Origin of the sequence: Ancylobacter sp. Lp-2, from assembly GCF_020523795.1 — a bacterium.
GTDB lineage: Bacteria > Pseudomonadota > Alphaproteobacteria > Rhizobiales > Xanthobacteraceae > Ancylobacter.
In genome coordinates this window covers 414,889-441,602 of record NZ_JAJALI010000002.1, presented here as the reverse complement: position 1 = coordinate 441,602, position 26,714 = coordinate 414,889, and the positions used below count along the sequence as shown (strand labels likewise).

Below are 26,714 nucleotides of genomic sequence, written 5' to 3'. Positions count from 1 at the left end.
AAGATGCCTTCGTCTGTGAAGGGGTTTTGCGCTATTTGCGGGCAAATTCCGCAACATCGTAGAAAGAATCGCGCAGCGAGCGGGCGACAGGTCCCGGTTTGCCGTCGCCAATCGTCTTTCCGTCTATGCTCACGATCGGCACCACCACGTTGCTGGCCGAGGAAATGAAGGCCTCGCGGGCGGCTAGCGCCTCGTCGAGCGTGAATCCGCGCTCCTCCACCGTCAGGCCGAGGCGATTCGCCACCTCGAACAGCACGGTGCGGGTTATGCCGCGCAATATGCCCGATTCGGCGGGCCGGGTGACGATGGCGCCCGCTTGCGTGACGATCCACGCATTGGTGGAGCCGCCCTCGGTGACCACGCCATCCCGTACGAACCACGCCTCCCGCGCCCCGGCCTCCTTGGCCGCCTGCTTGGCGAGCACGTTGGGCAGCAGGCCGACCGTCTTGATGTCGACGCGATCCCACCGATTGTCCGGCACGGTGATGATGGCGGCCCCACTCGCCACCGAGGCGGCGGCCTTCGCCTGGTCGGTGGCGCGTGCAGTGACGACGATGGACGGCAGCGTGTCGGGCGACGGGAAATAATGGTCGCGCCGAGCGACGCCGCGCGTCACCTGGAGATAGACGATGCCCTCGCGCACCCGGTTGCGCCGGATCGTCTCGCGCAGCACCACGCCGAGCGCGGCCGGCGGCATCGGCATGGCGATACGCAGTTCGCGTAGCGAGCGCTGTAGCCGCTCCATGTGGCGGCGTTCGTCGACCATCCGTCCGCCGCGCACCTCGCAGACCTCGTAGACCCCGTCGGCGAACTGGTAGCCACGGTCCTCGACATGCACGGCCGCGTCGGCATGCGGGACATAGAGACCGTTCACATAAGCCACGCGCGACATGGTTTCCTCGAGCCGTCTTTCGTTACCGCCGCCAGAAGGCGAAATGCACCAGACCGAGGGCGACGAGGATTTCGAGCCGTCCAAGAATCATGGCGAGGGCCAGTATAAGCTGGGCGTAGATTGGTAGCGCGATCCAATCCGGCCAGACGACGGCTTCCCCCCAGCCAGCGTAATAGACCGGCGCGGCATTGCTGATGGCGGCAACGATGGCGACGAGCGCGGCGTCGAAACTCGGCATGGCCGGTGCAATGGCGATGGTCAGGAGCGCGATGCCGCAGCAGGCGACGCCGAAACACAGCCAGATCGCCTTCATCATCTGCATCGAGATGCTCTGCTGCCCGAGGCGGCGCGGATGCACGGCGTTGGGATGCACGAGCCTCTCCAGCTCCAGCGAGGCCTGCACGGCCATGGCCGCGGCCCGGTACATCTTGATGCCGCCGGCCGAGGAAAAGCTCGCCCCTCCGACGAAGATGACCACCAGCACCAGAGCCAGGGGCAAGGCCCCGAAGGCACCGGCATGCGGCTCGATGGCCGTGGTCGTCACCAGCGCGATGCCGGTGAACAACCCGTCCTCCAACGCCAGTACCAACGATTGGCCGCCGATCGGGGTCGCGTACCAGCCGGCGGCGGCGAGCACGCCGATAAGCAGGCTCACCACCACGACGCCGAGATTCTCCTGCTGCCCAAGGGCGAGGCGAAAGCGACGGGTAAGGATCATGCGATGCCACAGAATGCTGGTTCCGCCGACCAGCATGAACAGCATCATCACCAGTTTCACGGCGAAGGGGCCATAGGCGGTCATGCCGTCGGCATCCGGTAGCAGGCTGCCGGTCGACAAGGCGGCGCCGGCGAGGCCGAGCGCGTCGAACATCCGCACGCCGACAATGTAGAGCATGACCGTGCACAGCACGGTGGCGCCGAGATAGACCGGCAGCACCTGTCGCAAGGCGTCGGAGATCGAGGTTGCTCCGCTGCGCCGGAGCAGATGGCTGCGTTCGGCGTGGTCGGGCAGGCCGCCCACTCCTGCAGGGCCGAGCACGGCGACGAAGCCGACCAGGGTGAGCAGGCCGCCCGTCCATTGCAGGGTCAGCAGCCAGCCGAGCGTCGCTCGCGGCAAGCCATCGACGCTGTGGATCAGTCCGCCGCCGCTGGTGGTGAAGGCCGAGGTCGCCTCGAACCAGGATTGAGCAAAGGTGAGTGGCGTCGTCGCCGCGATAGGAAGAGCAGCGAGCGTGGGGATGCCCAGCCAGAGTACCAGCAGCAGCGCAAAGGACGACAGGCGTTCGAGCTTCGCCTTCACATTGCGTAGCCCGAGATAGACGGCACCGGCACCGAACACGGTAAGCAGGGCGGTCGCCAGGAACGCTGCGGCTCCGTCTTCGCCGCGCAGCAATGCGTCCATTGCGGCGGCGAAAAGGAAAGCTGCCAGCACGCAGGCGGCGGCGGCTCCGTAGCGGGCGAGCGCGATCATAGGCAAGCGCCTTTCAGACGAACTCGTCTCTCAAAAGAATTCCAGGCTGACCCGGAACATCTGCTCCACCCGCTTCACCCGGTCGGCCAGCGCGAAGATGATCACCCGGTCGCGGGCATGGATGACCACATCGCCGCGCGGCAGGATCAACTGTCCGCCCCGCAGAATGGCACCGATGCGCATGCCGTCGAACAGGTCGAGGCTACGCAGCGGCTTGCCGACCAGCGGCGAGGTTTCCAGTGCTTCAGCCTCGATCACCTCGCCGGCGCCGTTCAACAGCGAATGCACGCCGCGGATACGGCCCTTGCGGACATATTGCAGGATCTTCGAGACGGTGATCTGCCGCGGATTGACATAAGCGTCGATGCCGAGCCCGCGCGCGAAGGCCGGATAGTTGGGATCGTTCAGCAGCGACAGCATGCCCGACGCGCCGAGCTCGCGCGACAGCAGGCACGACAGGATGTTGACGCGATCGTCGTTGGTCACCGCGATCATGGTGTCGGCATCGCCAACCGCCGCCTCTTCCAGGATCAGTCGGTCGAGGGCGCTGCCCCGCAACACCACCGTCTTGGACAATTCCTGCGCGATGGCCTCCGCGCGCTCGGCATTGTCCTCGATGATCTTGACGCGGGCACGCGGATTACGCCGTTCCAGCTCGCGGGCGACATAAAGGCCGATATTGCCGCCGCCGCCGATGACCACGCGCTGCGCCGGCGGCTCGTCATGACCGAAAATCGACAAGGTGCGCGTCACCTGATCGGCGCCGGCGACGAAATAGACGAGATCGCCGGCGATCAGTGCGTCCGCGCTGCGCGGCACGAACACCCGCCCCTTTCGGTTGACCGCCACCACCACGGCGCGGAGGTCGGGGAACAGATCGGTAAGCTGGCGCAGCGGCGTATCGAGCACCGGGCAATCATCGGCGCAGCGCACGCCGACCACCACCGCGGCGCCGTCGGCGAAGCTCACCGTATCGACCGCGCCGGGCAGCGACAGGCGGCGAAGTACCATCTCGCCGACCTCGATCTCCGGCGAGATCACCACATCGATGGGCAGGTGGTCGCGCGAGAACAGGTCGCGCCAATGGCCCTGCAGGTAGCTCTGGGCACGGACGCGGGCGATCTTGGTCGGCACGTCGAACAGCGCATGGCCGACCTGGCAGGCCACCATGTTGACCTCGTCGTGCAGGGTGACGGCGATGAGCATGTCGGCCGCCTCAAGGCCGGCGCGCTCCAGCACGTCGGGATGCGAGCCGTGGCCGACGAAGCCGCGCACGTCCAGCGTGTCGGTCACGGCCTGGATGAGCCGGGGCGAGGTGTCGATGATCGACACGTCGTTCTGTTCGGCCGCCAATCGCTCGGCGATGCCGAAACCCACCTGGCCCGCGCCGCAGATCACGACCTTCATCGCTACCCCCAAACCCTTACGCGGGAGACTAGAGCATGTTCCGCAAAAGCTGAAAGACTTTCGCGAAAGGCAACATGCGCCAGCCTATTGATATTAGAGCACTTTCCTGACGATCGGGCGATAGTCGTCCGATCGAGGGCGGAGGTGTCGCGCGACTGTGGGCCGGGGATCCCGGCTCAGCCGATGCCGAGCGCCTTGAGCTTGCGGTGCAGTGCCGAGCGCTCCATGCCGACAAATTCGGCTGTGCGCGAGATGTTGCCGCCGAAGCGGCTGATCTGCGCCACCAGATATTCGCGCTCGAACACCTCGCGGGCATCGCGCAGCGGCAGCCCCATGAGATGCTCGCCGCCATTGCCGTTGGGCAGGTTGGGTACCAGGGAGCCTACGTCCGGCGGCAGCATGTCGGCCGTCACCGGCGCATCGGGCTCGCCGCTCGCAAGGATCAGCAGCCGTTCGATGTTGTTGCGCAACTGGCGGACATTGCCCGGCCAATCGTGCGACTGCAGCACAGCCAGCGCGTCGTCGGCGATGCGTCGGCGCGGCAGGCCGGTGCCCTGCGAGATCTGCTCGAGGAAGAATTCGACCAGCTCGGGCACATCGTCGCGGCGCTCGGCGAGCGGCGGTACACGGATCGGTACCACGCCCAGGCGGTGATAGAGGTCCTCGCGAAAACGCCCTTCGGCGATCTCCTTCTCCAGGTTTCGGGCGGTGGAGGAGATGATCCGCACATCCACCGACACGCGCGTGGCGCCACCGACCCGCATGAAATTCTGGTCGACCAGCACCCGGAGGATGCGGTTCTGGGTTTCGCGCGGCATGTCGGCGATTTCGTCGATGAACAGCGTGCCGCCATGCGCCTCCTCGAGCGCACCGACCTGCCGCCCCTGCCCCGTCGTCGCCTCGACGCCGAACAGCTCCACTTCCATGCGCTCGGGGGTGATGGCCGCGGCGTTGATCACCACGAACGGCCCGTTGGCGCGCGCCGAGGCCGCGTGGAGCATGCGGGCGGTCAGCTCCTTGCCGGAACCGGAGGGGCCGACGATCATGATGCGGCTGTTGGTCGGCGCCACCCGCTCGATGGTCTGGCGCAGCTGGTTCATGACCGAGGATTTGCCGATCAGGTGCTGGGCGAGCGGGGCGCGCTGCTTGAGGTCGCGCACTTCCCGCTTCAGTCGCAGCGTCTCCAGCGCCCGATTGGCGACGAGGATCAGCCGGTCGGAATTGAACGGCTTCTCGATGAAGTCGTAGGCCCCCTGCTTGATCGCCGCCACGGCGGTTTCGACGGTGCCATGGCCGGAGATCATCACCACCGGCACTTCCGGATGGTGACGCTTGATCACTTCCAGCAGTTGGAGGCCGTCGAGCTTGGAGCGCTCGATCCAGATGTCGAGGAAGATGAGGTGCGGGCGGCGCGCTTCGATGGCGGCGAGCGCCTCGTCGCTGTCCTTGGCGGTACGGGCGCCATACCCCTCGTCTTCGAGAATGCCGGCGACCAGCCCGCGAATATCGGCCTCGTCGTCGACAATCAGAATGTCGGTCGCCATGTCGGCACTCCCTTATCCGGCCTGCGGTACAGGCGCGGCCTTTTCGCTGGTTACGAGATGAGGAAGCCCGGCGCCCGCACGCTGGAAGCGCAGGCGGATCCAGGCGCCCCGCCCTTCCGGCGCGTCGGCGAGTTCGATCCCGCCGCCGTGCTCCTCCATGATCTTTCCGACGATGGCGAGGCCAAGGCCGGTGCCCTTCTCACGCGTCGTCACATAGGGCTCGAGCAACCGAGCCCGGTTCTCTGTCGGCAGGCCCTTGCCGTTGTCGATGATGTCGATGGTGATGGTCCGCTCGTCGGCCGAGAGTTCCACCGCGATACGCGGAGGCTCGATCTGCTCCCCCGGCTCAACGGCGGCAAGCGCTTCGGTGGCGTTCTTCACGATATTTGTGAGCGCCTGGGAGATAAGCCGTCGATCGAAGCGTGCCGTCACGGGACCTTCCGGAGACGCGAACTGGATGTCGATCTCCGGATTGCCGACCCGCATCAGGAAGACCACCTGGCGCACCGTCTCGGCGACATCCTGCTCCTCCACCACCGGCTTGGGCATGCGGGCGAAGGAAGAGAACTCGTCCACCATGCGGCCGATGTCGCCGACCTGCCGGATAATGGTGTCGGTGCATTGGTCGAACACCTCGCGATCCTCGCCGATCACCTTGCCATAGCGCCGGCGGAGACGTTCGGCGGAAAGCTGGATCGGGGTCAGCGGATTCTTGATTTCATGGGCGATGCGCCGGGCGATGTCGGCCCAGGCGGACGAGCGCTGGGCGACAACGAGCTCGGTGATGTCGTCCAGCGTGACGACCCAGCCGTGATCGGCCTCGCGCGACTGCTCGGTGGTGAAGCGGACGGCGATCACCCGGTCGCGGCCGTTGCGCGACAGCGTGGTGTTGCCCTGCACCGAGCGCGGGCCCGCGCCCACCGCCTCGGCCAGCATCGGGGCGATCTCCGGCACGATATCGCCGAGCGGTTTTCCGAGCGCGTCGTCCTCGCTCACGCCCAGCATCTTCTCCGCCGGGCGGTTGATGATGGTGACGGAACCGGAGGAACCGACACCGATGACGCCGGCTCCCACGCCGGACAGCACCGCCTCGGTGAAGCGACGGCGGGTGTCGATCTGGTCACGCGCCTGCACGAGGTCGTTCTGCTGGGTGCGCAGTTCCTGCGTCATCTTGTTGAAGGTCTCGGCGAGGCTCGACAGGTCGCCCTCGGCTCGCCGTACCGGCACCTCGACATAAAGATTGCCGGCGGCGACCAAGTCGGCCGCTCCGATCAGCCGGCGGATCGGGGCGACGAGGTGGTTGGCGAAATGGATGCCGAGCCATACCGCGCAGAGCAGGACGGTCAGCGAGATCACCGCGTAGAGCAGAGCGAAAGCGACCTGCACGCCGATGCGTTGCTGCTCGAGGTTGCGGTAATCAGCGACCGCCGCTTGGGTTTCCTTGAGATAGTTGATCACGCGCGCATCGATGGGACGCGCCACGTACAGAAACAAATCTCCGAAATCTTTCAAGGGGATGACCGCTCCGACGAAATCGGCATCGGTCGGCAAGTAGATCAGTGGCTGCTCTTCGGTGGCGTCCTTCACCGCGAGATTGGAGGGCACCACGAATTCCCGGCCGGTGCGGATGGTCGTGCGGTCGACCACCGACAGGTCGCGCTGGATCACCATCGCCCCCGGTAGCCCGCGCACCACGGCCTGGGCGGTCATCGCCTGACGGAAGCGACTGCGGTCGCTGTCCCAGAGCGGCCGGATACGCTGCAGGTCGCGCGCCATGCCGAGGATGTCGCCGCGGATCGAATAGGCGTGCTCCCGCACATAGGTCTGCGCCACCGACACGGCATTGTCGACGATGGCGCGGGTGCGCACCGAGAACCAGCGATCCAGCCCACGATCTAGTGTGATGCTCGCCAGAAGCGCTACCAGTAGTGCCGGGACGACGGCGACGACGCCGAACAGCCCGACGATGCGGACATGCAGCCGGGCGGCGGCGCGGCCCCTGCGACGGGCCTTGACGATGCGCCAGACCTCGCGGCCGATGATGCCGAGCAGGGTCAGCGACATCACGCCGTTGATGCAGAGCACGACGATGACGATTTCGTGCGACGGCACCAGCGGGGTGATGCCGATCAGGACGACGAAGCTGACCAGTGAGGTGACCAGTGCGGCCAGAACGGCCAGTGGGGCCAGCCCCCAGAACGAGAAACGAAAGCCCATGCCCCCGAGGTCGGGAGTGTCGCGGCTTTCGGTCTCTCGTGTTCGGCCACTATCGCTCATGTCTCACCACGGCACCGGCCGGTTCGATTCGAACCGGCGCAACTGATGCAGTGAAACGACACTGGTGCAAAAATGTGACACGCGCCAGACCCAGCCGCATTTAATCGGCTGGCATCCACATCACTTGAATGTGGGCGACGCCCCCTAGCGGCTGGTACGAATGATCTGGATATCGAGGTCGCGGATCTTCTTGCGCAGCGTATTGCGGTTGAGCCCGAGCAACTCGGCGGCCTTGATCTGGTTGCCGCGCGTCGCCGCCAGAGCGGCCGACAGCAGCGGGTATTCCACGTCCTTCAGGATGCGGTGATACAGACCCGGCGGCGGCAGGTTCTCGCCGAAACCGCCGAAATAGGTGTTGAGGTGACGCTCCACCGAGGAGGACAGCGTCTCGTCCTGCCCGCCCTCCTCCGGGGTCGCCGTCGACACCGGGGTGGCCAGCTCCGCCTCGATGATCGAGGCGGTGATGATCTCCTGCGGGTAGAGCGCGGCGAGGCGGCGGATCAGGTTCTCCAGCTCGCGGACATTGCCCGGCCAGCGATAGCGCTTCAGCCGGTCGACGGCGGCGATGTCGATCTGTTTGCGCGGCAGGCCCTCGCGCTCGGCCTGGAGGAAGAAGTGGCGCACCAGATCCGGGATGTCCTCGGTGCGCTCGCGCAGCGGCGGCAGCCGCAGCGGCACCACGTTGAGGCGGAAGAACAGATCCTCGCGGAACAGGCCCTGCTGGATGAGGATGCGCAGGTCCTTGTTGGTGGCGGCGACGATGCGCACATCGGTCTTGATCGGGGTGCGCCCACCCACCGTCGTGTATTCGCCTTGCTGGAGCACGCGCAAAAGCCGGGTCTGCGCCTCCATCGGCATGTCGCCGATCTCGTCGAGGAACAGCGTGCCGCTCTCGGCCTGCTCGAAGCGGCCGGCCGAGCGGGCATTGGCGCCGGTGAACGCCCCCTTCTCATGGCCGAACAGCTCGCTCTCGATGAGGTCACGCGGGATCGCCGCCATGTTGATGGCGACGAACGGGCCGTTGCGGCGCTTGCCGTAGTCGTGCAGCGCGCGGGCCACCAGCTCCTTGCCGGTGCCGCTCTCGCCGGCGATCATTACCGTGAGGTCGGTCTGCATCAGCCGCGCCAGCACGCGGTAGATGTCCTGCATCGCCGGCGAGCGGCCGACCAGCGGGATGGCGTCGGTCTCGTCGCCGCCCTTGGGCGCCAGATCGTGCTTCTTCGGCTCCGACAGCGCCCGGCCGACGATGGCGATCAGCTCCTTCAGGTCGAAGGGCTTGGGCAGATATTCATAGGCGCCGCGCTCGGAGGCGCGGATCGCGGTCATGAAGGTGTTCTGCGCGCTCATGACGATCACGGGCAGATCGGGACGCACCTTCTTGATGCGCGGCAGCAGGTCGAAGGCGTTCTCGTCCGGCATCACCACATCGGTGATGACGAGATCGCCGTCGCCCTGGCTCACCCAGCGCCACAGCGTGGCGGCATTGCCGCAGGAACGCACCTCGTAGCCCGCTCGCGACAGCGCCTGATTGAGCACGGTGCGGATGGCGGCGTCGTCATCGGCGACCAGAATACTTCCCGTGGGCATGGCGCTCTCAATTCTTCTCAGTGCCGCGGGCAGCGCCGCGATACATGGGCATGAGGACTCGGAAGATGGTGCGGCGGGGCTGGCTGTCGCATTCGATGATGCCGCCATGGTCGCCGACGATCTTGGCGACCAAAGCGAGGCCGAGGCCGGTGCCGGTTGGCTTGGTGGTGACGAAGGGGTCGAACAAATGCTGCATCAGGTCCTCCGGCACGCCGGGACCGTTGTCGCGCACGCAGAATTCCAGCGGCAGGCTGACGCGCGTCGCCGAGCCGGGCACGGTAAGCCGCACGCCGGGACGGAAGGCGGTGGTGAGCATGATCTCGCCATCCGGGCTGTCGCCAATGGCTTCGGCGGCGTTCTTCACCAGATTGAGGAAGATCTGGATGAGCTGGTCGCGATTGGCCAGCACCGGCGGCAGCGAAGGATCGTACTCCTCGACGAAGCGGATGTTGCGCGCGAAGCCGGTGGAAGCCAGCGTGCGCACATGCTCCAGCACCGCGTGAATGTTCACCGGCTCGCGCTCGATCGGCCGCTCGTCGGAGAACACCTCCATGCGGTCGACCAGCTTGACGATGCGGTCGGCCTCGTCGGTGATCAGCCGGGTCAGCGAGCGGTCGTCGTCGCTGGCGTTGAGCTCCAGCAACTGCGCCGCGCCGCGAATGCCCGACAGCGGGTTCTTGATCTCGTGCGCCAGCATGGAGGCGAGCGCGGTGACCGAGCGGGCGGCGCCGCGATGGGTAAGCTGGCGGTCCATCTTGTCGGCGATGGTGCGCTCCTGAAGCATCACCACCACATAGCCTGCCGCTTCCGGCAGCGGCGCGACATGGATGTCGACGATGCGCTCGCCGCCATTGCGCGGCGTGCCGAGATCGACGCGATACTCGTTCACCGCCGCGCCGCTGTCCCGCACCTGCTCGACCAGCGCCAGCAGCGGGCTGCCGAAGGGAATGAATTCCTGCAGGCGATGGCGGGCGAGCACCGCATGGCCAGCCTCGAAGAAGGCCTCGGCGGCGACGTTGGCGTCGACCAGCCGGTCGTCGTCGGCGACGGTGAACACCGGATGCGGCAGCGCGTTGACCACCGCATCCGACATGGCCGGGGTGCCGGCCTCGATCGGCGGGACGGAATCGACGCCGCCGCGGGCCGCGGGCTTTTTCGACGCGGGAGCCTTCGCCGCTGAATCCGGCTTGAGCGTTTTCATGCTGCGGCACTCCATGACAATTCGTCGAAGGCAGCGCGGAGGCCGGTACGAACCTCACGCGGTTCGTCCTGCGTGAGGATCCGCTTGCGCCAATGCGCCAGCGCGTCGGGCGGGCGGCCGGCGGTGACCGCCGCCGCCTCCAGCGCCCAGCCGATGTGCTTGCGCGCCTGCCGGCGGCCGAGCTCGACCCCGTAATGCGACAGCCAGTCCTCGTAGAGCTCCAGCAGCACGTCGCGCTGCTCGGCGAGGCTCGGATCGGCCGGTACCTGGCCGGTGGCGAGATAAGCGGCGACCTGGGCGGGGAACCACGGCCGCCCCTGGGCGCCACGGCCGATCATCACCCCTGCCCCGCCCGAGGCGGCTAGCATGGCAGGCGCCTGTTCCGCCGCCACCAGATCGCCATTGGCGAGCACCGGCAGATCGATGGCGCCGCTGATGGCGGCGATCGCCGCCCAATCGGCCGAGCCGGTGTAGAACTGGCAGCGGGTGCGGCCGTGTATGGTGACCAGCCGGACGCCGATATCGGCGGCGCGGCGCGCCAGCTCCGGCGCGATGAGGCCGCTATCGTCCCAGCCGAGGCGGGTCTTCAGCGTGACCGGCACCCGCACCGCGCCGACCACCGCCGCGATGATGCGGGTGGCGAGGTCGAGGTCGCGCAGCAGCGCCGCGCCGGCGAGGCCGGTGGTGACCCGCTTGGCCGGGCAGCCCATATTGATGTCGATCAGCGCCGCGCCGGAGGCCTCGGCCATGGCGGCGGCGCGGGCCATCGACGCCGGCTCGTTGCCGGCGAGCTGCACGGCATGGACCGGCAGGCCGGCCGCCTCGGCGCGCAGCGCGGTTTCGGCATGGCCGGTCTCCAGCGCTTCCGAGGCCACCATTTCGGAGACGACGAGGCCGGCGCCGTAGCGGTGCGCCATGCGCCGGAACGGGGCATCGGTGATGCCCGCCATCGGCGCCAGCACGACGCGATTCGGCAGCGTCAGCGGCCCGACGGTCAGATTGGCGTTCTGAAAGGCATCAACGATCAAGCGGTGATCACTCGGTGCACACGAAATGAGCCCAGCGGGCGGTGCCTACATAATAGACAGACGAGGCCCGTCATCAAGTCTCTACCGCCGGATGGCGGGAAACTTTTGCACTGCCGCGCCGCTTTTGCGCTAAACGGAGGGCCGGGGCAAGGCCCGGCGGTGCCGCCGGGCGGCTGGAAGCGGAGTTGCGGGTGGTCGACATGCAGGCGGATGGACAGGCTGGGCTGCGGGCCGACGTCATCGTGGTGGCGGCCGGGCGCGGGACCCGCGCCGGAGACGGGCTCCCGAAGCAGTATCGCCCCCTGGGCGGGCGTCCGCTGCTGCGCCATACGCTGGAACGCTTTCTCGCCCAGCCCGGCATCCGCCGGGTGGTGGTGGTGATCGACCCCGCCCATGCCGAGCTCTATGCGGCGGCGACGCAAGGCCTTGCGGGGGCTGGCGGCGCCCGCCTCGCCGCGCCGGTGGCCGGCGGGGCGACCCGGCAAGCCTCGGTGCGCGCCGGGCTGGAGGCGCTGGCGGAGGATCCGCCGGAACTGGTGCTGATCCACGACGCCGCCCGCCCCTTCATCACCGCGCGGCTGGTCGCCGACGCGCTGGAGACGGCGGCGCGGCATGGGGCGGCGGTGCCGGTGCTGCGGCTCGTCGACACGGTGAAGCGCTGGGAGGCGGACGGCTTCGTGGTCTCCGGCCCCGACCGCGACCAGATGCGCAGCGTGCAGACGCCGCAGAGCTTCCGCTACGCGCTGATTCGCGCCGCGCACCTCGCGCAGGCCGGGCGCGACGACCTCACCGACGACGCGGCGGTGGCCGATGCCGCCGGGCACCGGGTGGCGAGCTTCGCCGGCGAGGCCGGAAATCTCAAACTGACGACGCCGGAGGATTTCGTGAACGCCGAACGGATTGTTGCGCGGGAACTTCGCGACCTCGCCGATGTGCGCACCGCCACCGGCTATGACGTGCACGCCTTCGGCGAGGGCGACCATGTGATGCTGGGCGGCATCGCCATCCCCTTCGGGCGCGGGCTCGCCGGCCATTCCGACGCCGACGTGGTGCTGCACGCGCTGACCGACGCGCTGCTCGGCACCATCGGCGCGCAGGATATCGGCTTCCACTTCCCGCCCTCCAAGCCGGAATGGAAGGGGGCGGCCTCCGACCAGTTCCTGCGCCATGCCGTGGACCTCGTCGCGGCCAAGGGCGGGCGCGTCGCCCATCTCGACACCACCATCGTGTGCGAGGAGCCGAAGATCGGCCCGCACCGCGAGGCGATGCGCGAGCGGATCGCTGAGATCGCCGGCCTGCCGGTGGCGCGGGTGAGCGTGAAGGCGACCACCAGCGAGCGGCTGGGGTTCACGGGCCGGCGCGAGGGCATCGCCGCGCTCGCCACCGCCACGGTGCGGCTGCCCTTCGCGGAGGACGAGATATGAACGAGCGCGACGCGCTGGCCACGCGGGTGCTGGAGCTGTGCCGGGCGCGTGGCTTCACGGCGGCGACGGCGGAATCCTGCACCGGCGGCCTCGTCTGCGGCGCGCTGACCGAGATCGCCGGCTCCTCCGACGTGGTGGACCGCGCCTTCGTCACCTATTCCAACCAGGCCAAGATGGACCTGCTCGGGGTTTCCCAGGCGACACTCGCGGCGCATGGCGCGGTGAGCGAGGAGACGGCGCGGGAGATGGTGGCGGGCCTGTTGAAGGCCGCCGGCACCTCGCTCGGCGTCTCCGTGACCGGCATTGCCGGGCCGGGCGGCGGCTCGGAGGCGAAGCCGGTCGGGCTGGTGCATTTCGCCGCCGCGCGGGCCGATGGACGGGTGATCGTGCGGCGCGAGGTGTTCGCCGGCGAGGACCGCTCCGGCGTGCGGGCGCATGCGGTGATGACGGCGCTCGCCATGCTGGCGGAACTGGCGGAAGGCTGACGCGCTCCGCGCCACGGCCAACGCCGGGCCGCCGCGCGCGGCCGAGGGAACGGCCTCAGGCCAATGTGCCGTAAACCTCGTCGGCGCGCTTCTCGAAGGCGTCGGCGAAGCGGCGGAAGGCGGCGTCGAACATCGCGCCCATCAGCAGGCCGAGCGTGCGCGAGCGGAACTCGTAGTCGATGAAGAACTCGACCTCGCTGGTGCGCTCGCCGGTCGCCTTGAAGGTCCAGCGGTTCTCCAGCCGGCTGAACGGGCCGTCGAGATATTCGACGACGATGGTGAGGCGTGGCCGATCCAGCGTCACCCGGCTGGTGAAGCTCTCGCGGAACACCTTGTAGGCGACCGTCATATCGGCGACGAGGATGTCGATCCCCTCGCCGCTCGCCACCCGCCGGCGGATGTGCAGGCTCTCGCAAAGCGGCACGAATTCCGGGTAGCGCTCGACATCGGCGACGAGCTCGAACATGTGGGCCGCCGAATGCCGGACCTGCCGCTTGCTACGGAACGACGGCATGGCTCAGGCGGGCGCGAGAGACGAAGTCAGGTTGGCGGGGGCCGCGGTGCCGAGCTTCGTCGACCGCGCCGCGCGCAGCCGGGCGAAGTCCTCGCCGGCATGGTGCGAGGAGCGGGTCAGAGGGCTCGACGACACCATCAGGAAGCCCTTGGCATAGGCGATGGTCTCGTAGGACTTGAACTCGTCGGGCGTCACGAAGGACATCACCGGGTGATGCTTGCGGGTCGGCTGCAGGTACTGGCCAATGGTCATGAAGTCGATGTCCGCCGAGCGGAAATCGTCCATCAACTGCAGCACCTCATTCCTGACCTCGCCGAGGCCGACCATGATGCCGGACTTGGTGAAGATCGACGGATCGAGCTCCTTCACCCGCTGCAGCAGCCGCAGCGAATGGAAGTAGCGGGCGCCCGGTCGCACCTTCAGATACAGCGAGGGCACGCATTCGAGATTGTGGTTGAACACGTCCGGCTTCGCCTCGACCACCACTTCCAGCGCACCGTCCTTGCGCAGGAAGTCCGGCGTGAGAATCTCGATGGTGGTGCCGGGGCTGGTGGCGCGGATGGCGCGGATGGTGCGGGCGAAATGCTCGGCGCCGCCATCAGCGAGGTCGTCGCGATCCACCGAGGTGACGACGACGTGCTCGAGGCCGAGCTTGGCAACGGCGTCGGCGACCTTCTGCGGCTCGTCCATGTCCAGCGGACCGGGCATGCCGGTGCGCACATTGCAGAAGGCACAGGCGCGCGTGCAGGTGTCGCCCATGATCATGAAGGTGGCGTGCTTCTTCTGCCAGCACTCGCCGATGTTCGGGCAACTGGCCTCCTCGCACACGGTGACGAGGCCGTTGGCGCGCACGATGTTGGCGGTTTCCTGCCAGCCCGGCGTGCCGGGCGCGCGCACGCGGATCCAGTCCGGCTTCTTCAGAACCGGGGTCTCGGGCCGGTTCACCTTTTCCGGGTGACGCGGCTTTTCGAGAGCGCGGTTCAGAGTGTTGAGGACGGTGACCATGAAGTGCCCGATACCCGTTCGCGTTTCGCCTTCACACTTAGTCGTTGCGTGCCGCCCGGGAAACCCCGCCTTGCGAAGGGGAGCCCCGAGCGCCGCGCACGCCTCGGCGCGGCAACGCGTCAGCGCGAGCGCAGCTTGCGCCAGATGAACAGCACGATGATCGCGCCGACCGTGGCGGCGATCAGGGTGCGGAAGAAGCCGAATACCGGGACCGCCGCTAGCTCGGCGAGATACTTGCCGACGAAGGCGCCGATCAGGCCGAATAGCAGGTTGGCGAACAGCCCGTGATCGCTCGCGGTCACCCGCTCGGCGATCCAGCCGGCGAGCAGGCCGATGATGATCATGGTGAACCAGCCGACTCCCGGCTGGTCCGCGACGGCGGCAAAGCTATCCATGGCTGACCCCTGCCCTGCTGCGGAGCGGCCTTGCGGCCTGCTCAGATGTGGATGGCGCGCCCATAGGCGGCGAGCACGCTCTCATGCATCGTCTCAGAAACCGTCGGATGCGGGAAGACGGCGTTGATCAGCTCTTCCTCGGTGGTCTCGAGATTCATCGCCAGCACGAAGCCCTGGATCATCTCGGTGACTTCCGCGCCGACGAGATGGGCGCCGAGCAGCTGGCCGGTCTTGGCGTCGAAGATGGTCTTCACCAGGCCATCCGCCTCGCCCAGCGCCACCGCCTTGCCGTTGCCGATGAAGGGGAAGCGGCCGACCTTGACCTCGTAGCCGGCTTCCTTGGCCTTCTTCTCGGTGAGGCCGACCGAGGCGATCTGCGGCATGCAATAGGTGCAGCCGGGGATCATCAGCTTGTCCATCGGATGGGCGTGCTTGCCGGCGATGCCCTCGACGCAGATCACGCCCTCATGCTCGGCCTTGTGGGCCAGCATGGGCGGGCCAGCGACGTCGCCGATGGCGTAGATGCCGGGCACGTTGGTGCGGCACAGGCCGTCGATGACGACGCAGCCGCGATCGGTCTTCACGCCCAGCTTCTCGAGGCCGAGATTCTCGATGTTGCCGACCACGCCGACCGCCGAGATCAGGCGGTCCGCGACCAGGGTCTGCACCTTGCCGTCGGCGGTCTCGACCGTCGCGGTGACGTTGTCGGCGCCCTTGACGACCTTCGACACCTTGGCGCCGGTGAGGATCTTGATGCCCTGCTTCTCGAAGCGCTTCTTGGCGTGCTCGGCGATCTCCTCGTCCTCGACGGGGAGGATCTGCGGCAGCAGCTCGACGATGGTCACGTCCGAGCCCATCGCCTTGTAGAAGGAGGCGAACTCGACACCGATGGCGCCCGAGCCCATGATCAGCAGCGACTTCGGCACGCTGGCCGGAGCGAGCGCGTCGAAATAGGTCCAGATCAGCTTGCTGTCCGGCTCGATGCCCGGCAGCGCGCGCGGACGGGCGCCGGTGGCGACGATGATGTTCTTGGCGGTGTACTCGCCAGCGCCGAGCGCGCCCTTCGGCGCGCCATCGGTGGCGGCGACCGACACCTTGCCGGGCGCGGTGATGGTGGCCTGGCCCCAGATCACCTCGACCTTGTTCTTCTTCAGCAGGAAGCCGACGCCGTTGCTCATCTGGCTGGCGATGCCGCGCGAGCGCTTCACCACGCCGGCGATGTCGACACCGAACTTCTCGGCGACGAGGCCGTAATCCTTGGCGTGCTCGATATAGTGGAAGATCTCCGCCGAGCGCAGCAGCGCCTTGGCCGGGATGCAGCCCCAGTTCGGGCAGATGCCGCCCATGTACTGGCGCTCGACCACGCCGACCTTGAGCCCGAGCTGGGCGGCGCGGATGGCGGCGACATAGCCGCCGGGGCCGGAGCCGATGATGAGGAGGTCGTAGGAAGCGGCCATGTGCGTGGTTCCGTCATACCCGGGGCCAAGGCGACCTTTCGGCCGCCGTCTTGCGCGAAGACACCGAGGCATTCGCCCCGGCTTTTGCCGGGCATCCGCCCGGTGCGCCGCTGAAAAGACGTGGAAGGCAGGAAGGCAAGGACCGGGACGAACGCCCCGGCCCTCACGCGGTGTCGATCACACCAGCATCGACATCGGCTTCTCGATCAGCGCCTTGAAGGCGGTGATGAGCTGCGCGCCCATGGCGCCGTCCATGACGCGGTGATCGCAGGAGATGGTGACCGTCATCTGGGTGGCGACGGTCAGCTCGCCCTTGCGCACCACCGCCCGCTGCTCGCTGGTGCCCACCGCGAGGATGGTGGCGTGCGGCGGGTTGATGATGGCGGTGAAGTCCTTGATCCCGAACATGCCGAGATTGGAGATCGCCGAGGAGCCGCCCTGATATTCGTTCGGGGCCAGCTTCTTGTTGCGGGCGCGGATGGCGAAGTCGCGGGTCTCGTTGGAGATGGTCGAGAGCGACTTGGTCTCCGCCTTGCGGATGATCGGGGTGAGCAGGCCCTTGCCGCCGTCGATCGCCACCGCGACGCCGATGTCGGAGTGCTTCAGCTTGAGGTAGCGGTCGCCGCCCCACACCATGTTGGCATCCGGCACCTGCTGGAAGGCAAGCGCGTAGGCCTTGATGACGAAGTCGTTGACCGACAGCTTGTAGGACGGCTTGCCGTCCTTCTCCGGCGCGGCCTTGTTCAGGGTCTCGCGGAGCTTCAGCAGTTCGTCCATGTCGCAGTCGACGGTGAGGTAGAAGGTCGGCACTGTCTGCCGCGCCTCGGTCATGCGCTGGGCGATGACGCGGCGCATGCCGTCGAGCGGGATCTCCTCATAGGTCCCGGCCTCGTAATAGGCCTTGACCTGATCGAGCAGCGCGCCGGGGGCCGGAGCGGGCTTGGGCGCAGCGGGAGCCGCAGCGGCGGGGGCCGGCGCGGCAGCCGCGACCGCCGGAGCCGCGACCGGCTTGGCGGCGCCGGGCGTCGCGCTGGCGACGTCGGCGGCGACGACGCGGCCGCGCGGGCCGGAGCCCTGCACGGAAGCGAGGTCGACGCCCTTTTCCTTGGCGAGGCGGCGAGCCAGCGGCGAGGCGAAGACGCGCGCGCCGGCGGCGGCCGGAGCCGCGGCGGCGACCGGCGCGGGTGCCGCGACCGGAGCGGGCGCGGTGGCCGGGGCCGGCTCGGCCGCCTTGGGAGCCTCGGCGGCAGGCGCCGGGGCGGCCTTGGGGGCCGAGGCGCCGCCGGCGGCGACCGCCTTGGCGTCCTCGCCATCGGTGGCGAGCACGGCGATGAGCTGGTTCACCGGCACATCCGCCGTGCCTTCCGGCACCAGGATCTTCGCCAGCGTGCCCTCGTCGATGGCCTCGACTTCCATCGTGGCCTTGTCGGTCTCGATCTCGGCGATCACGTCACCGGGCGCGACCTTGTCGCCTTCCTTCTTGAGCCACTTGGCGAGGTTGCCCTTCTCCATGGTGGGAGACAGGGCCGGCATGAGGATCTCGATCGGCATGGGCGCTCTCCGTCCTCAGCGATAGGTGACCGCGCGCACCGCCTCGACCACTTCCTGGACGTTGGGCAGCGCGAGTTTCTCGAGATTGGCGGCGTAGGGCATCGGGACGTCCTTGCCGTAGACGCGCAGCACCGGCGCGTCGAGATAGTCGAAGGCGCCTTCCATGACGCGGGCGGAGATTTCCGCGCCGACGCCGGACTGGCCCCAGCCCTCTTCCACCGTGACCAGGCGGCCGGTCTTGCGGACCGAGGCGAGGATGGTCTCGGTGTCCATCGGGCGGATGGTGCGCAGGTCGATCACCTCGGCGTCGATGCCGAGCTTGGCGAGCTCGTCGGCGGCCTTCAGCGCGTAGGACATGCCGATGGACCAGGCCACCAGCGTGACGTCCTTGCCGGGACGCGCGATGCGCGCCTTGCCGAGCGGGACGATGAAGTCGTCGAGCTTCGGCACCGGCGAGGAGTGGCCGTAGAGGATCTCGTTCTCGAGGAAGATCACCGGATTGGGATCGCGGATCGCCGCCTTGAGCAGGCCCTTGGCGTCGGCGGCGGTATAGGGCGCCACCACCTTGAGGCCGGGGATGTGCGAGTACCAGGAGGTGTAGTCCTGGCTGTGCTGCGCGGCGACGCGGGCGGCGGCGCCGTTCGGGCCACGGAACACGATCGAGCACTGGATCTGGCCGCCGGACATGTAGAGCGTCTTGGCGGCGGAGTTGATGATCTGGTCGATCGCCTGCATGGCGAAGTTGAAGGTCATGAACTCGACGATCGGCTTCAGCCCGGCCATCGCGGCGCCGACGCCGACGCCGGCGAAGCCGTGCTCGGTGATCGGGGTGTCGATGACCCGCTTGGGGCCGAATTCCTGCAGCAGGCCCTGGGTGATCTTGTAGGCGCCCTGATATTCGGCGACCTCCTCACCCATCACGAAGACGTCGCCGTCCTTGCGCATCTCCTCGGCCATGGCGTCGCGCAGCGCCTCGCGCATGGTCTGATTGACCATCTCCGTGCCTTCCGGCACCTCCGGCTCGGGAGCCGGCGCGGAGACGACGGCGGGAGCCGCCGGAGCGGGAGCAGCAGCGACCGGCGCCGGCTCGGCCGGGGCGGCCACGACCGGGGCGGGCTCGGCGGCCTTGGGCGCGGGTGCCACGGCGGCGCTGGCGTCCTCGCCATCGGCGAGGATCACCGCGATCGGGGTGTTGACCGCGACGTCCTGCGTGCCTTCCGGCACCAGGATCTTGCCGAGGGTCCCCTCATCGACCGCCTCGACTTCCATCGTGGCCTTGTCGGTCTCGATCTCGGCGATGACATCGCCGGACTTCACCGTATCGCCCTCTTTCTTGATCCACTTGGAAAGGTTGCCCTTTTCCATGGTGGGAGACAGGGCGGGCATGAGAATTTCGGTCGGCATGGCGGCGTTCCCCAAAGAACGAGCGTCGAGATCGCGCGTCACTGATGCGTCTGAGCGGAGGGCGCAAACGTCAGGTTGCTGTAGACGGCCAGCGAAGCGGTGGCCACGAGAAAGGCGGCAAAGAGGGCGACCAGCATCTTGGAGAGACTGGCCGCCCGGTCCGCCGGCGCCCCGGCGAGGTGGCGCATGGCGAACGGCCACACGACCATCTTGATCCAGTCGGCAGCTGCGTTGCTGCCACCGCCGGCGCGGACGCCGGTGAGAATGCGGTAGGCCGTGCCGGCGGCGAAGACCCACAGCACGACGATCGCCGATGCTCCGGCGACCCACAAACCCCAGAACAGCCAGGCGAGCATGCCCCTAGCCCCCGCCGGTCAGCGGAGGATGTCGGTGTAGAGCTCGGACGGATCCGGCTCCGGGTCGTGGCTGGCGAAATCGGCGGCGGCGTTCATCACCTCGCGGATTTCGGCATCGATGGCCTTGAGGTCGTCCTCGCTGGCCCAGCCCTTGTCCAGAAGGCGCGCGCGCACCTGCTCGATCGGGTCGTGCTCGGTACGCATCTTCTGCACCTCCTCCTTCGACCGGTACTTGGCCGGGTCGGACATGGAGTGGCCGCGATAGCGATAGGTGAGCATTTCGAGGATGTAGGGACCCTTGCCGGAGCGGGCGAATTCCACCGCGCGCTCGCCGGCCGCCTTGACCGCCCGCACATCCATGCCGTCGACCTGCTCGCCGGGAATGTTGAACGAGGTGCCGCGACGGGAGAAGTCGGTCTGGGCGGAGGCGCGGTTCACCGCGGTGCCCATGGCGTATTTGTTGTTCTCGATGATGTACACGACCGGCAGCTTCCAGAGCTCGGCCATGTTGAAGCTCTCATAGACCTGGCCCTGATTGGCGGCGCCGTCGCCGAAATAGGCCAGGGTGACGTTGCCGTTCTCGCGGTAGTGGTTGGAGAAGGCGAGACCGGTGCCGAGCGAGACCTGGGCGCCGACGATGCCGTGGCCGCCGTAGAAGCCCTTCTCGATGCTGAACATGTGCATCGAGCCGCCCTTGCCCTTGGAATAGCCGCCGCGACGGCCGGTGAGCTCGGCCATGACGCCCTTGGGGTCCATGCCGGTGGCCAGCATGTGGCCGTGGTCGCGGTAGCCGGTGATGACCTGGTCGCCCTGCTTGAGCGCCAGCTGCATGCCGACGACGACGGCTTCCTGGCCGATATAGAGGTGGCAGAAGCCGCCGATGAGGCCCATGCCGTACATCTGGCCGGCCTTCTCCTCGAAGCGCCGGATCTCCAGCATCTGGCGATAGGCGGCCAGTTCCTGTTCCTTGGAGAAGTCCAGTTTGTCGACGGGTTTGTCGGACCGTTTGGCGGCGGCGCGGGGCGCGGCGGCCTTGGGGGCGGGGGACTTCTTCGCAGCTACAGCCATAGGCGCATCCCTAGCTCGTTAGCGGATTTTGCCAGTGTCTTAGCGCAAGTTGCGCACCAATGCTACGCGCACAACGCAATGCTGCGGCGCACAACATGTTGCCAGCGCAAGGGTTTCTGTGCCTGAACTGTTATTCGGTTAAATGTGTGATTTAACTTAAATAAAGTTAAGTTCTTGCGATCTATCGGTTTCCCGCTGATATACCAGGCGCACACGCCAGCGGGCGCCAAAAGGCGCCTCGCCGATAGTCGAACGGAATAATGTCGCTATTGCGTGGCTGTCGTCGCGACGTGCGGGCGGAGCAGCACGAGGTCCTTGGGGTGGACGAGGTTCAGGAGCGACCTCGCCTGCTCGTCGAGCATGTCGGCATCGACGAGATCCGGCGACAGGAGCCGGACCTTGGACTCGATGGCCTCGCGCTGGGTGCGCAAGGCATCGCGTTCCTGCGTCAGCGTCTGCATCTGCTCTTCGAAATGCCGCCGCGCCACCAGTCCGTATTGGCCGTTATAGCCCTGGAAGGCGAAGTAGCCGATGAGCGATGCCGCGCCGAGATGCAGCGTGACGGTTTGGAGAATCGAGCGCCAGCGGGTGCGTGCTATCATGAAAACGGAGCCTAACCGTATCCGGTTGAGGCTCCGTTAACTGTGTCGTCAAGAAACGGCGAAAAGGGCTCAGCCGAGCGCCTTCAGCGCCGATCGGCCGGCATAGATCGCCTGCGGGCCCAGCTCCTGCTCGATGCGCAGCAGCTGGTTGTACTTGGCGGTACGGTCGGAGCGCGCCAGTGAGCCGGTCTTGATCTGCCCGCAATTGGTGGCGACCGCGAGGTCGGCGATGGTCGAATCCTCGGTCTCGCCCGAGCGGTGCGACATCACCGCAGTGTAGCCGGCCTTGTGGGCCATCTCGACCGCGTTCAGCGTCTCGGTGAGCGAGCCGATCTGGTTGACCTTCACCAGGATCGAGTTGCCGACGCCCTGCTTGATGCCGGCCGAGAGGCGCTTCACATTGGTGACGAACAGGTCGTCGCCGACCAGCTGGCACTTGGAGCCGATGGTGTCGGTGAGCAGCTTCCAGCCCTCCCAGTCGTCCTCGGCCATGCCGTCCTCGATGGTGACGATCGGATAGCGGGCGACGAGATCGGCGAGGTACTTCACCTGGGTCTCGATGTCGCGCACGACACCTTCGCCTTCATAGTCGTACTTGCCGTTCTTGAAGAACTCGGTCGAGGCGCAGTCGAGGCCGATATAGACGTCCTCGCCCGGCTTGTAGCCGGCGGTCTCGATGGCCTTCACCACGAAGGCGAGCGCGGCGTCGGCCGACGGCAGGTTGGGGGCGAAGCCGCCCTCGTCGCCGACATTGGTGTTATGGCCGGCATCCTTCAGCGCCTTCTTCAGCGTGTGGAAGATCTCGGCGCCGGTGCGCAGGCCTTCCGCGAAGGTGGGGGCGCCGACCGGCAGGATCATGAATTCCTGGAAGTCGATCGGGTTGTCGGCGTGGGCGCCGCCATTGATGATGTTCATCATCGGCACCGGCAGGGTGCGGGCGTTGACGCCGCCGACATAGCGGTAGAGCGGCAGGTCGCGCGCATCGGCGGCGGCCTTGGCGAGGGCGAGCGACACGCCGAGAATGGCGTTGGCGCCGAGGCGGGCCTTGTTCGGGGTGCCGTCGAGCTCGATCAGGATCTGGTCGATCGCCGCCTGGTCCTCGGCGTCCATGCCGCCGATGGCGTCGAAGATCTCGCCATTGACGGCGTCGACCGCCTTCTCCACACCCTTGCCGAGATAGCGACCCTTGTCGCCGTCGCGCAGCTCGACCGCCTCATGGGCGCCAGTCGAGGCGCCCGAGGGTACCGCCGCGCGGCCCTTGGAACCATCTTCCAGGATCACATCGACCTCGACGGTCGGGTTCCCGCGGCTGTCCAGAATTTCGCGGCCGATAATGTCGACAATGGCAGTCATTCGCTTCCCCAATTCGTCATGGTGAGCAGTATCGCAGGCGGTGCCTTCGGCGCTTCTACCGCCTCGCCATGACATGCGAAAGAGGACATGCGAAACAGCCCGCGCTAAACAACCGTCCGGGCGGGGGCGAGGAGAACGACATGACCGACGAGACACTGCAGCTCGGCCGCGCCACCGTGTGGCCGGCCTCGCCCGACGAGGCGGTGCTCGACCGGGTTCCCAACCCGCAGGCCGACACGCTCTATGTCGCCCGCTTCACCTGCCCGGAGTTCACCTCGCTCTGCCCGGTGACCGGGCAGCCGGATTTCGCGCATCTGGTCATCGACTACGTGCCGGATGGCTGGCTGGTCGAATCGAAGTCGCTGAAGCTTTATCTCGCGAGCTTCCGCAACCATGGCGCCTTCCACGAGGACTGCACGGTGGCGGTGGGGCGGCGGCTGCACGACCTGCTCAAGCCGCACTGGCTGCGCATCGGCGGCTACTGGTATCCGCGCGGCGGCATCCCCATCGACGTGTTCTGGCAGAGCGGCGCGCCGCCCAAGGACATCTGGCTGCCCGACCAGGGCGTGCCGCCCTATCGCGGGCGCGGCTAGCTCCCCACCCCGCCTGCCATGCCCCCCTCGCCCGCCCCGGCTTGACAGCATGGGCGGCGGTCCGGATGGTTCGGCGTCCTCACGGAGCGGCCGCCGGCCGGAATGAAGGGAGCGCTCCGTGCCGACAACCTTCGCGGTGGTGATCACCAATTACAATTATGGCCGCTTCGTCCTGGAGGCGGTCGCCAGCGCGCTGGCGCAGACTCGCCTGCCGGAGCGGGTGATCGTCATCGACGACGGCTCCACCGACGATTCGGCGGCGCGGCTGAGGCAGGCGCATGGCGACGATCCGCGCGTCGAGCTGGTCTTCTCGCCCAATCGCGGCCAGCTTGCCGGCTTCGCCAACGGCGCGGCGCGGGCGGAGGCCGACGTGGTGTGCTTCCTCGACGCCGACGACCTGTGGGAGCCCGGCTACCTCGCCCGGCTGGGCGCACTTTATGATGCCCGCCCCGACGTCGATTTCGTGTTTTCCGACCTGCAGCGGTTCGGGCTGTCGAACGAGGTCGAGGCCTTCGCCTCCGATGAGGAAGATCTCGGCCATACGGTGGTGATGACCTATCTCACCGGCGCCTGGTATGGGGCGTCGACATCGGCACTGTCGATGCGGCTCTATTGGGCGCGGCGCTGCACCGAGTTCCCCGAGCCGTTCATCCGCATGTGGCGCATGTGCGCCGATGGCTGCCTGGTGATGGCGTCGAGCGTCTATGGCGCCCGCAAATATTATTTGCCGACGAACAGTGTCCGTTATCGGGTGCACGGCCAGAACGGCTGGTACGCCAACCGCACCGACGTGTCCGATTATCGCGAATCCCTCGCTAAACGCTGCACGGTGAATTACTGCGCCGCCGCGATCGGCCTCGGGCCGGATTGCGCGGCGATGCTGCCGCTCGAATTCGCCACCAAGCCGTCGCCGCCGGAGCGCGAGCTCGCCCGCTATCGCGACGTGATGGAGCAACTGGCGCGCGATCCCGCCGGCGTGCATCCGCTGGATCACCTGCCGGCGCCGCGCAGCGAGGCAGCCCGGTTGCTGGAGCAGATCGCAAAGCCGGTGGAGACCGAGACCTCGCCGGCTCTCCCGCCTGAGCCCGAGCCGGAGGCCGAACCGGTTCGGCTTCCGGCTTCGGTCTCCTTCATCTCCATCGGGCGGCGCTCGCCCTGGCGCCAGCCGCGCCGCTACCTGCGCGACATACTGCGCGTCATGCTGCAGAAGCCGAACTTCTGAGACGATCGGCGGCGGCAGGGCGAGCCCGCCACGACGGTCATTCCACAGTGACGGACTTGGCGAGGTTGCGCGGCTGGTCGACGTCGGTGCCCATGTGCACCGCCGTGTGATAGGCGATGAGCTGGATCGGGATGGCATAGACCAGCGGCGCGATCAGCGGGTTCATCTCCGGCAGCACCAGCGTCGCCTCGGTCTCGATGCCGGCCTCGGCGGCTCCGCGCGCGTCGGTGAGCAGCACGATGCGCCCGCCGCGCGCCGCGACTTCCTGCATGTTCGACATGGTCTTGTCGAACACCTGGTCGTGCGGGGCGATCACCACCACCGGCATCTTCTCGTCGATCAGCGCGATCGGGCCGTGCTTCAGCTCGCCAGCGGCATAGCCCTCGGCATGGATGTAGCTGATCTCCTTCAGCTTCAGCGCACCTTCGAGCGCCAGCGGATAGGCGGTCGAGCGGCCGAGATAGAGCACGTCCTGCGACTTGGCGAAGGAGCGGGCCAGCAACTCGATCTGCGGGCCGAGCCGCAGCGCCTCGTTCATCAGCCTGGGCACCTCGACCAGCGCCCGCACCAGCTCGCGCTCGCGCTCGGGCGACAGCACGCCGCGCGCCCGGCCCGCCGCCACCGCGATGGCGGCCAGCGTCGCCAGCTGGCAGGTGAAGGCCTTGGTGGAGGCGACGCCGATCTCCGGGCCGGCGAGGGTCGGCATCACCGCGTCGCTCTCGCGGGCGATGGTGGAGGTCGGCACGTTGACCACCGCCATCACCTTCTGCCCCTCCTGCTTGGCGTAGCGCAGCGAGGCCAGGGTGTCGGCGGTCTCTCCGGACTGGGAGATGACGATAGCGAGGCCGTTCTTCGGCAGCGGCGCCTCGCGGTAGCGGAACTCGGAGGCGACGTCGATCTCCACCGGCAGCCGGGCGAAATGCTCAAACCAGTACTTGGCGATCAGCCCGGCATAATAGGCGGTGCCGCAGGCGGCGATGGAGATGCGCTCAAGATTGGTGAAGTCGAAAGGCAGGTCGGCTTCCAGCTGCACCGTCTCGGCGGCGAGGTCGAGATAATGCGCCAGCGTGTGGGAGACGACCTCGGGCTGCTCGTGCATCTCCTTGGCCATGAAGTGGCGGTGATTGCCCTTCTCGACCAGGAAGGCGGAGGCGGTGGAGCGCTGGATCGGGCGCACCACCACGTCATTGGCAGCGTTGCGGATTTCGGCGCGGCCGCGATGCAGCACCGCCCAGTCGCCATCGTCGAGATAGCAGATGGTGTCGGTGAACGGGGCGAGCGCGATGGCGTCGGAGCCGAGATACATCTCGCCCTTGCCGTAGCCGACGGCGAGCGGCGAGCCCTTGCGGGCGCCGATCAGGAGGTCGTCCTCGCCGTCGAACATGAAGGCGAGCGCGAAGGCGCCCTTGAGGCGCGGCAGCGAGGCGGCGACCGCCGCTTCCGGCCCGGCGCCGCTGCGCAGCTCGCGGGTGACGAGATGGGCGACGACCTCGGTGTCGGTCTCGCTCTCGAAATTGGCGCCGTCGCGCAGCAGCTCCTCGCGCAACTCGCGGTAGTTCTCGATGATGCCGTTATGCACCACCGCCACCTGCGTCGTGGCGTGCGGATGGGCGTTGGCGACGCTCGGGCGGCCATGGGTGGCCCAGCGCGTGTGACCGATGCCGATCTGGCCGGCGAGCGGCGCCTGGCCGAGTTCGGTTTCGAGGTTGCGCAGCTTGCCCTGGGCGCGGCGGCGGGTGAGGCGCCCCTGCTCCAGCGTCGCGATGCCGGCGGAATCATAGCCGCGATATTCGAGACGCTTCAGCGAATCGACGAGCCGGTCGGCCACCGGAGCGGTACCGAGGATGCCAATGATGCCACACATGGCGCAGACCTTTC

At 67.6% G+C, this 26,714-nt stretch carries 22 protein-coding genes and 1 pseudogene; 4 read left to right on the top strand and 19 right to left on the bottom strand.

The annotated features are described in order from the left end of the window. Nucleotides 1–31: 31 nt before the first annotated feature. The 8 genes from LGR54_RS06665 to dusB form a co-directional block, all read right to left on the bottom strand. Nucleotides 32–892 (bottom strand): D-amino-acid transaminase, encoded by an 861-nt coding sequence (locus tag LGR54_RS06665; protein ID WP_230361170.1) that lies wholly within the window; start codon nt 890–892, stop codon nt 32–34. Between the two features lie 22 nt (nt 893–914). Then, the gene (locus LGR54_RS06660) at nt 915–2,363 is read right to left on the bottom strand and encodes a potassium transporter TrkG (protein ID WP_230361169.1); all 1,449 of its coding nucleotides are present in this window, start codon (nt 2,361–2,363) and stop codon (nt 915–917) included. A gap of 30 nt (nt 2,364–2,393) precedes the next feature. Beyond that, on the bottom strand, nt 2,394–3,770 hold the full coding sequence (gene trkA / locus LGR54_RS06655; RefSeq protein ID WP_230361168.1) for a Trk system potassium transporter TrkA: 1,377 nt from the start codon (nt 3,768–3,770) through the stop codon (nt 2,394–2,396). A gap of 176 nt (nt 3,771–3,946) precedes the next feature. After that, on the bottom strand, nt 3,947–5,314 hold the full coding sequence (locus tag LGR54_RS06650; protein WP_230361167.1) for a sigma-54 dependent transcriptional regulator: 1,368 nt from the start codon (nt 5,312–5,314) through the stop codon (nt 3,947–3,949). 12 nt (nt 5,315–5,326) lie between these two features. Continuing rightward, the gene (locus LGR54_RS06645) at nt 5,327–7,531 is read right to left on the bottom strand and encodes a PAS domain-containing sensor histidine kinase (RefSeq protein WP_230361166.1); all 2,205 of its coding nucleotides are present in this window, start codon (nt 7,529–7,531) and stop codon (nt 5,327–5,329) included. 204 nt (nt 7,532–7,735) lie between these two features. Continuing rightward, nucleotides 7,736–9,178 carry a nitrogen regulation protein NR(I) gene (gene ntrC, locus LGR54_RS06640; RefSeq protein WP_214009650.1) on the bottom strand — a complete coding sequence of 481 codons (1,443 nt, stop codon included), beginning with the start codon at nt 9,176–9,178 and terminating at the stop codon, nt 7,736–7,738. A gap of 7 nt (nt 9,179–9,185) precedes the next feature. Further along, nucleotides 9,186–10,271, bottom strand: coding sequence for a nitrogen regulation protein NR(II) (locus LGR54_RS06635; protein WP_230361494.1), 1,086 nt, complete (start codon nt 10,269–10,271; stop codon nt 9,186–9,188). 104 nt (nt 10,272–10,375) lie between these two features. After that, complete coding sequence (gene dusB / locus LGR54_RS06630; protein ID WP_370638150.1) at nt 10,376–11,407, bottom strand: tRNA dihydrouridine synthase DusB; 1,032 nt, start codon at nt 11,405–11,407, stop codon at nt 10,376–10,378. A 200-nt stretch (nt 11,408–11,607) separates the two neighbouring features. Between dusB and LGR54_RS06625 the strand changes: the two genes are divergently transcribed. Both LGR54_RS06625 and LGR54_RS06620 read left to right on the top strand, forming a co-directional pair. After that, a complete protein-coding gene (locus LGR54_RS06625; RefSeq protein WP_230361492.1) occupies nt 11,608–12,831 on the top strand; it encodes a bifunctional 2-C-methyl-D-erythritol 4-phosphate cytidylyltransferase/2-C-methyl-D-erythritol 2,4-cyclodiphosphate synthase in 1,224 nt (407 codons plus the stop codon). Beyond that, nucleotides 12,828–13,418: pseudogene (locus tag LGR54_RS06620) on the top strand (CinA family protein); the annotation flags it as partial. The gene LGR54_RS06625 and the pseudogene LGR54_RS06620, both read left to right, overlap by 4 nt. Here LGR54_RS06620 and LGR54_RS06615 read toward each other — a convergent pair. The 10 genes from LGR54_RS06615 to eno form a co-directional block, all read right to left on the bottom strand. Further along, nucleotides 13,372–13,830: a type II toxin-antitoxin system RatA family toxin gene (locus LGR54_RS06615; protein ID WP_230361165.1), complete on the bottom strand. Its 459-nt coding sequence runs from the start codon at nt 13,828–13,830 to the stop codon at nt 13,372–13,374. The pseudogene LGR54_RS06620 and the gene LGR54_RS06615 sit on opposite strands and share 47 nt — an antisense overlap. Before the next feature lie 3 nt (nt 13,831–13,833). Next, nucleotides 13,834–14,835: a lipoyl synthase gene (lipA, locus tag LGR54_RS06610; protein WP_230361164.1), complete on the bottom strand. Its 1,002-nt coding sequence runs from the start codon at nt 14,833–14,835 to the stop codon at nt 13,834–13,836. Between the two features lie 119 nt (nt 14,836–14,954). Continuing rightward, nucleotides 14,955–15,230, bottom strand: coding sequence for a GlsB/YeaQ/YmgE family stress response membrane protein (locus tag LGR54_RS06605; protein ID WP_214009654.1), 276 nt, complete (start codon nt 15,228–15,230; stop codon nt 14,955–14,957). Between the two features lie 41 nt (nt 15,231–15,271). Further along, nucleotides 15,272–16,687 (bottom strand): dihydrolipoyl dehydrogenase, encoded by a 1,416-nt coding sequence (gene lpdA / locus LGR54_RS06600; RefSeq protein ID WP_230361163.1) that lies wholly within the window; start codon nt 16,685–16,687, stop codon nt 15,272–15,274. A 177-nt stretch (nt 16,688–16,864) separates the two neighbouring features. Beyond that, a complete protein-coding gene (locus LGR54_RS06595; RefSeq protein ID WP_230361162.1) occupies nt 16,865–18,238 on the bottom strand; it encodes a pyruvate dehydrogenase complex dihydrolipoamide acetyltransferase in 1,374 nt (457 codons plus the stop codon). 15 nt (nt 18,239–18,253) lie between these two features. Further along, nucleotides 18,254–19,642 (bottom strand): pyruvate dehydrogenase complex E1 component subunit beta, encoded by a 1,389-nt coding sequence (locus tag LGR54_RS06590; RefSeq protein WP_230361161.1) that lies wholly within the window; start codon nt 19,640–19,642, stop codon nt 18,254–18,256. 38 nt (nt 19,643–19,680) lie between these two features. Next, complete coding sequence (locus tag LGR54_RS06585) at nt 19,681–19,998, bottom strand: hypothetical protein (protein WP_230361160.1); 318 nt, start codon at nt 19,996–19,998, stop codon at nt 19,681–19,683. Between the two features lie 18 nt (nt 19,999–20,016). Further along, nucleotides 20,017–21,066, bottom strand: coding sequence for a pyruvate dehydrogenase (acetyl-transferring) E1 component subunit alpha (pdhA, locus tag LGR54_RS06580; RefSeq protein WP_214009659.1), 1,050 nt, complete (start codon nt 21,064–21,066; stop codon nt 20,017–20,019). Nucleotides 21,067–21,332: 266 nt separating this feature from the next. Further along, nucleotides 21,333–21,668 (bottom strand): septum formation initiator family protein, encoded by a 336-nt coding sequence (locus LGR54_RS06575; RefSeq protein ID WP_230361159.1) that lies wholly within the window; start codon nt 21,666–21,668, stop codon nt 21,333–21,335. 69 nt (nt 21,669–21,737) lie between these two features. Further along, entirely contained in the window at nt 21,738–23,021 is a 1,284-nt protein-coding gene (gene eno / locus LGR54_RS06570; protein ID WP_230361158.1) for a phosphopyruvate hydratase, read from the bottom strand. Nucleotides 23,022–23,161: 140 nt separating this feature from the next. On the opposite strand from eno, the gene queF reads away from it, so the two are divergent. Next, on the top strand, nt 23,162–23,614 hold the full coding sequence (gene queF, locus LGR54_RS06565) for a preQ(1) synthase (RefSeq protein WP_230361157.1): 453 nt from the start codon (nt 23,162–23,164) through the stop codon (nt 23,612–23,614). Between the two features lie 118 nt (nt 23,615–23,732). Then, complete coding sequence (locus LGR54_RS06560; protein ID WP_230361156.1) at nt 23,733–24,836, top strand: glycosyltransferase family A protein; 1,104 nt, start codon at nt 23,733–23,735, stop codon at nt 24,834–24,836. Nucleotides 24,837–24,873: 37 nt separating this feature from the next. Here LGR54_RS06560 and glmS read toward each other — a convergent pair whose 3' ends face one another. Further along, entirely contained in the window at nt 24,874–26,700 is a 1,827-nt protein-coding gene (gene glmS, locus LGR54_RS06555) for a glutamine--fructose-6-phosphate transaminase (isomerizing) (RefSeq protein ID WP_230361155.1), read from the bottom strand. Nucleotides 26,701–26,714 lie beyond the last annotated feature (14 nt).

Coding starts and splice junctions, on each gene's coding strand:
- LGR54_RS06665 (WP_230361170.1), bottom strand. CDS start 892: ATGTCGCGCGTGGCTTATGTGAACGGTCTCTATGTCCCGCATGCCGAC.
- LGR54_RS06660 (WP_230361169.1), bottom strand. CDS start 2,363: ATGATCGCGCTCGCCCGCTACGGAGCCGCCGCCGCCTGCGTGCTGGCA.
- trkA (WP_230361168.1), bottom strand. CDS start 3,770: ATGAAGGTCGTGATCTGCGGCGCGGGCCAGGTGGGTTTCGGCATCGCC.
- LGR54_RS06650 (WP_230361167.1), bottom strand. CDS start 5,314: ATGGCGACCGACATTCTGATTGTCGACGACGAGGCCGATATTCGCGGG.
- LGR54_RS06645 (WP_230361166.1), bottom strand. CDS start 7,531: ATGGGCTTTCGTTTCTCGTTCTGGGGGCTGGCCCCACTGGCCGTTCTG.
- ntrC (WP_214009650.1), bottom strand. CDS start 9,178: ATGCCCACGGGAAGTATTCTGGTCGCCGATGACGACGCCGCCATCCGC.
- LGR54_RS06635 (WP_230361494.1), bottom strand. CDS start 10,271: ATGTCGGATGCGGTGGTCAACGCGCTGCCGCATCCGGTGTTCACCGTC.
- LGR54_RS06625 (WP_230361492.1), top strand. CDS start 11,608: ATGCAGGCGGATGGACAGGCTGGGCTGCGGGCCGACGTCATCGTGGTG.
- LGR54_RS06615 (WP_230361165.1), bottom strand. CDS start 13,830: ATGCCGTCGTTCCGTAGCAAGCGGCAGGTCCGGCATTCGGCGGCCCAC.
- lipA (WP_230361164.1), bottom strand. CDS start 14,835: ATGGTCACCGTCCTCAACACTCTGAACCGCGCTCTCGAAAAGCCGCGT.
- LGR54_RS06605 (WP_214009654.1), bottom strand. CDS start 15,230: ATGGATAGCTTTGCCGCCGTCGCGGACCAGCCGGGAGTCGGCTGGTTC.
- lpdA (WP_230361163.1), bottom strand. CDS start 16,687: ATGGCCGCTTCCTACGACCTCCTCATCATCGGCTCCGGCCCCGGCGGC.
- LGR54_RS06595 (WP_230361162.1), bottom strand. CDS start 18,238: ATGCCGATCGAGATCCTCATGCCGGCCCTGTCTCCCACCATGGAGAAG.
- LGR54_RS06590 (WP_230361161.1), bottom strand. CDS start 19,642: ATGCCGACCGAAATTCTCATGCCCGCCCTGTCTCCCACCATGGAAAAG.
- LGR54_RS06585 (WP_230361160.1), bottom strand. CDS start 19,998: ATGCTCGCCTGGCTGTTCTGGGGTTTGTGGGTCGCCGGAGCATCGGCG.
- pdhA (WP_214009659.1), bottom strand. CDS start 21,066: ATGGCTGTAGCTGCGAAGAAGTCCCCCGCCCCCAAGGCCGCCGCGCCC.
- LGR54_RS06575 (WP_230361159.1), bottom strand. CDS start 21,668: ATGATAGCACGCACCCGCTGGCGCTCGATTCTCCAAACCGTCACGCTG.
- eno (WP_230361158.1), bottom strand. CDS start 23,021: ATGACTGCCATTGTCGACATTATCGGCCGCGAAATTCTGGACAGCCGC.
- queF (WP_230361157.1), top strand. CDS start 23,162: ATGACCGACGAGACACTGCAGCTCGGCCGCGCCACCGTGTGGCCGGCC.
- glmS (WP_230361155.1), bottom strand. CDS start 26,700: ATGTGTGGCATCATTGGCATCCTCGGTACCGCTCCGGTGGCCGACCGG.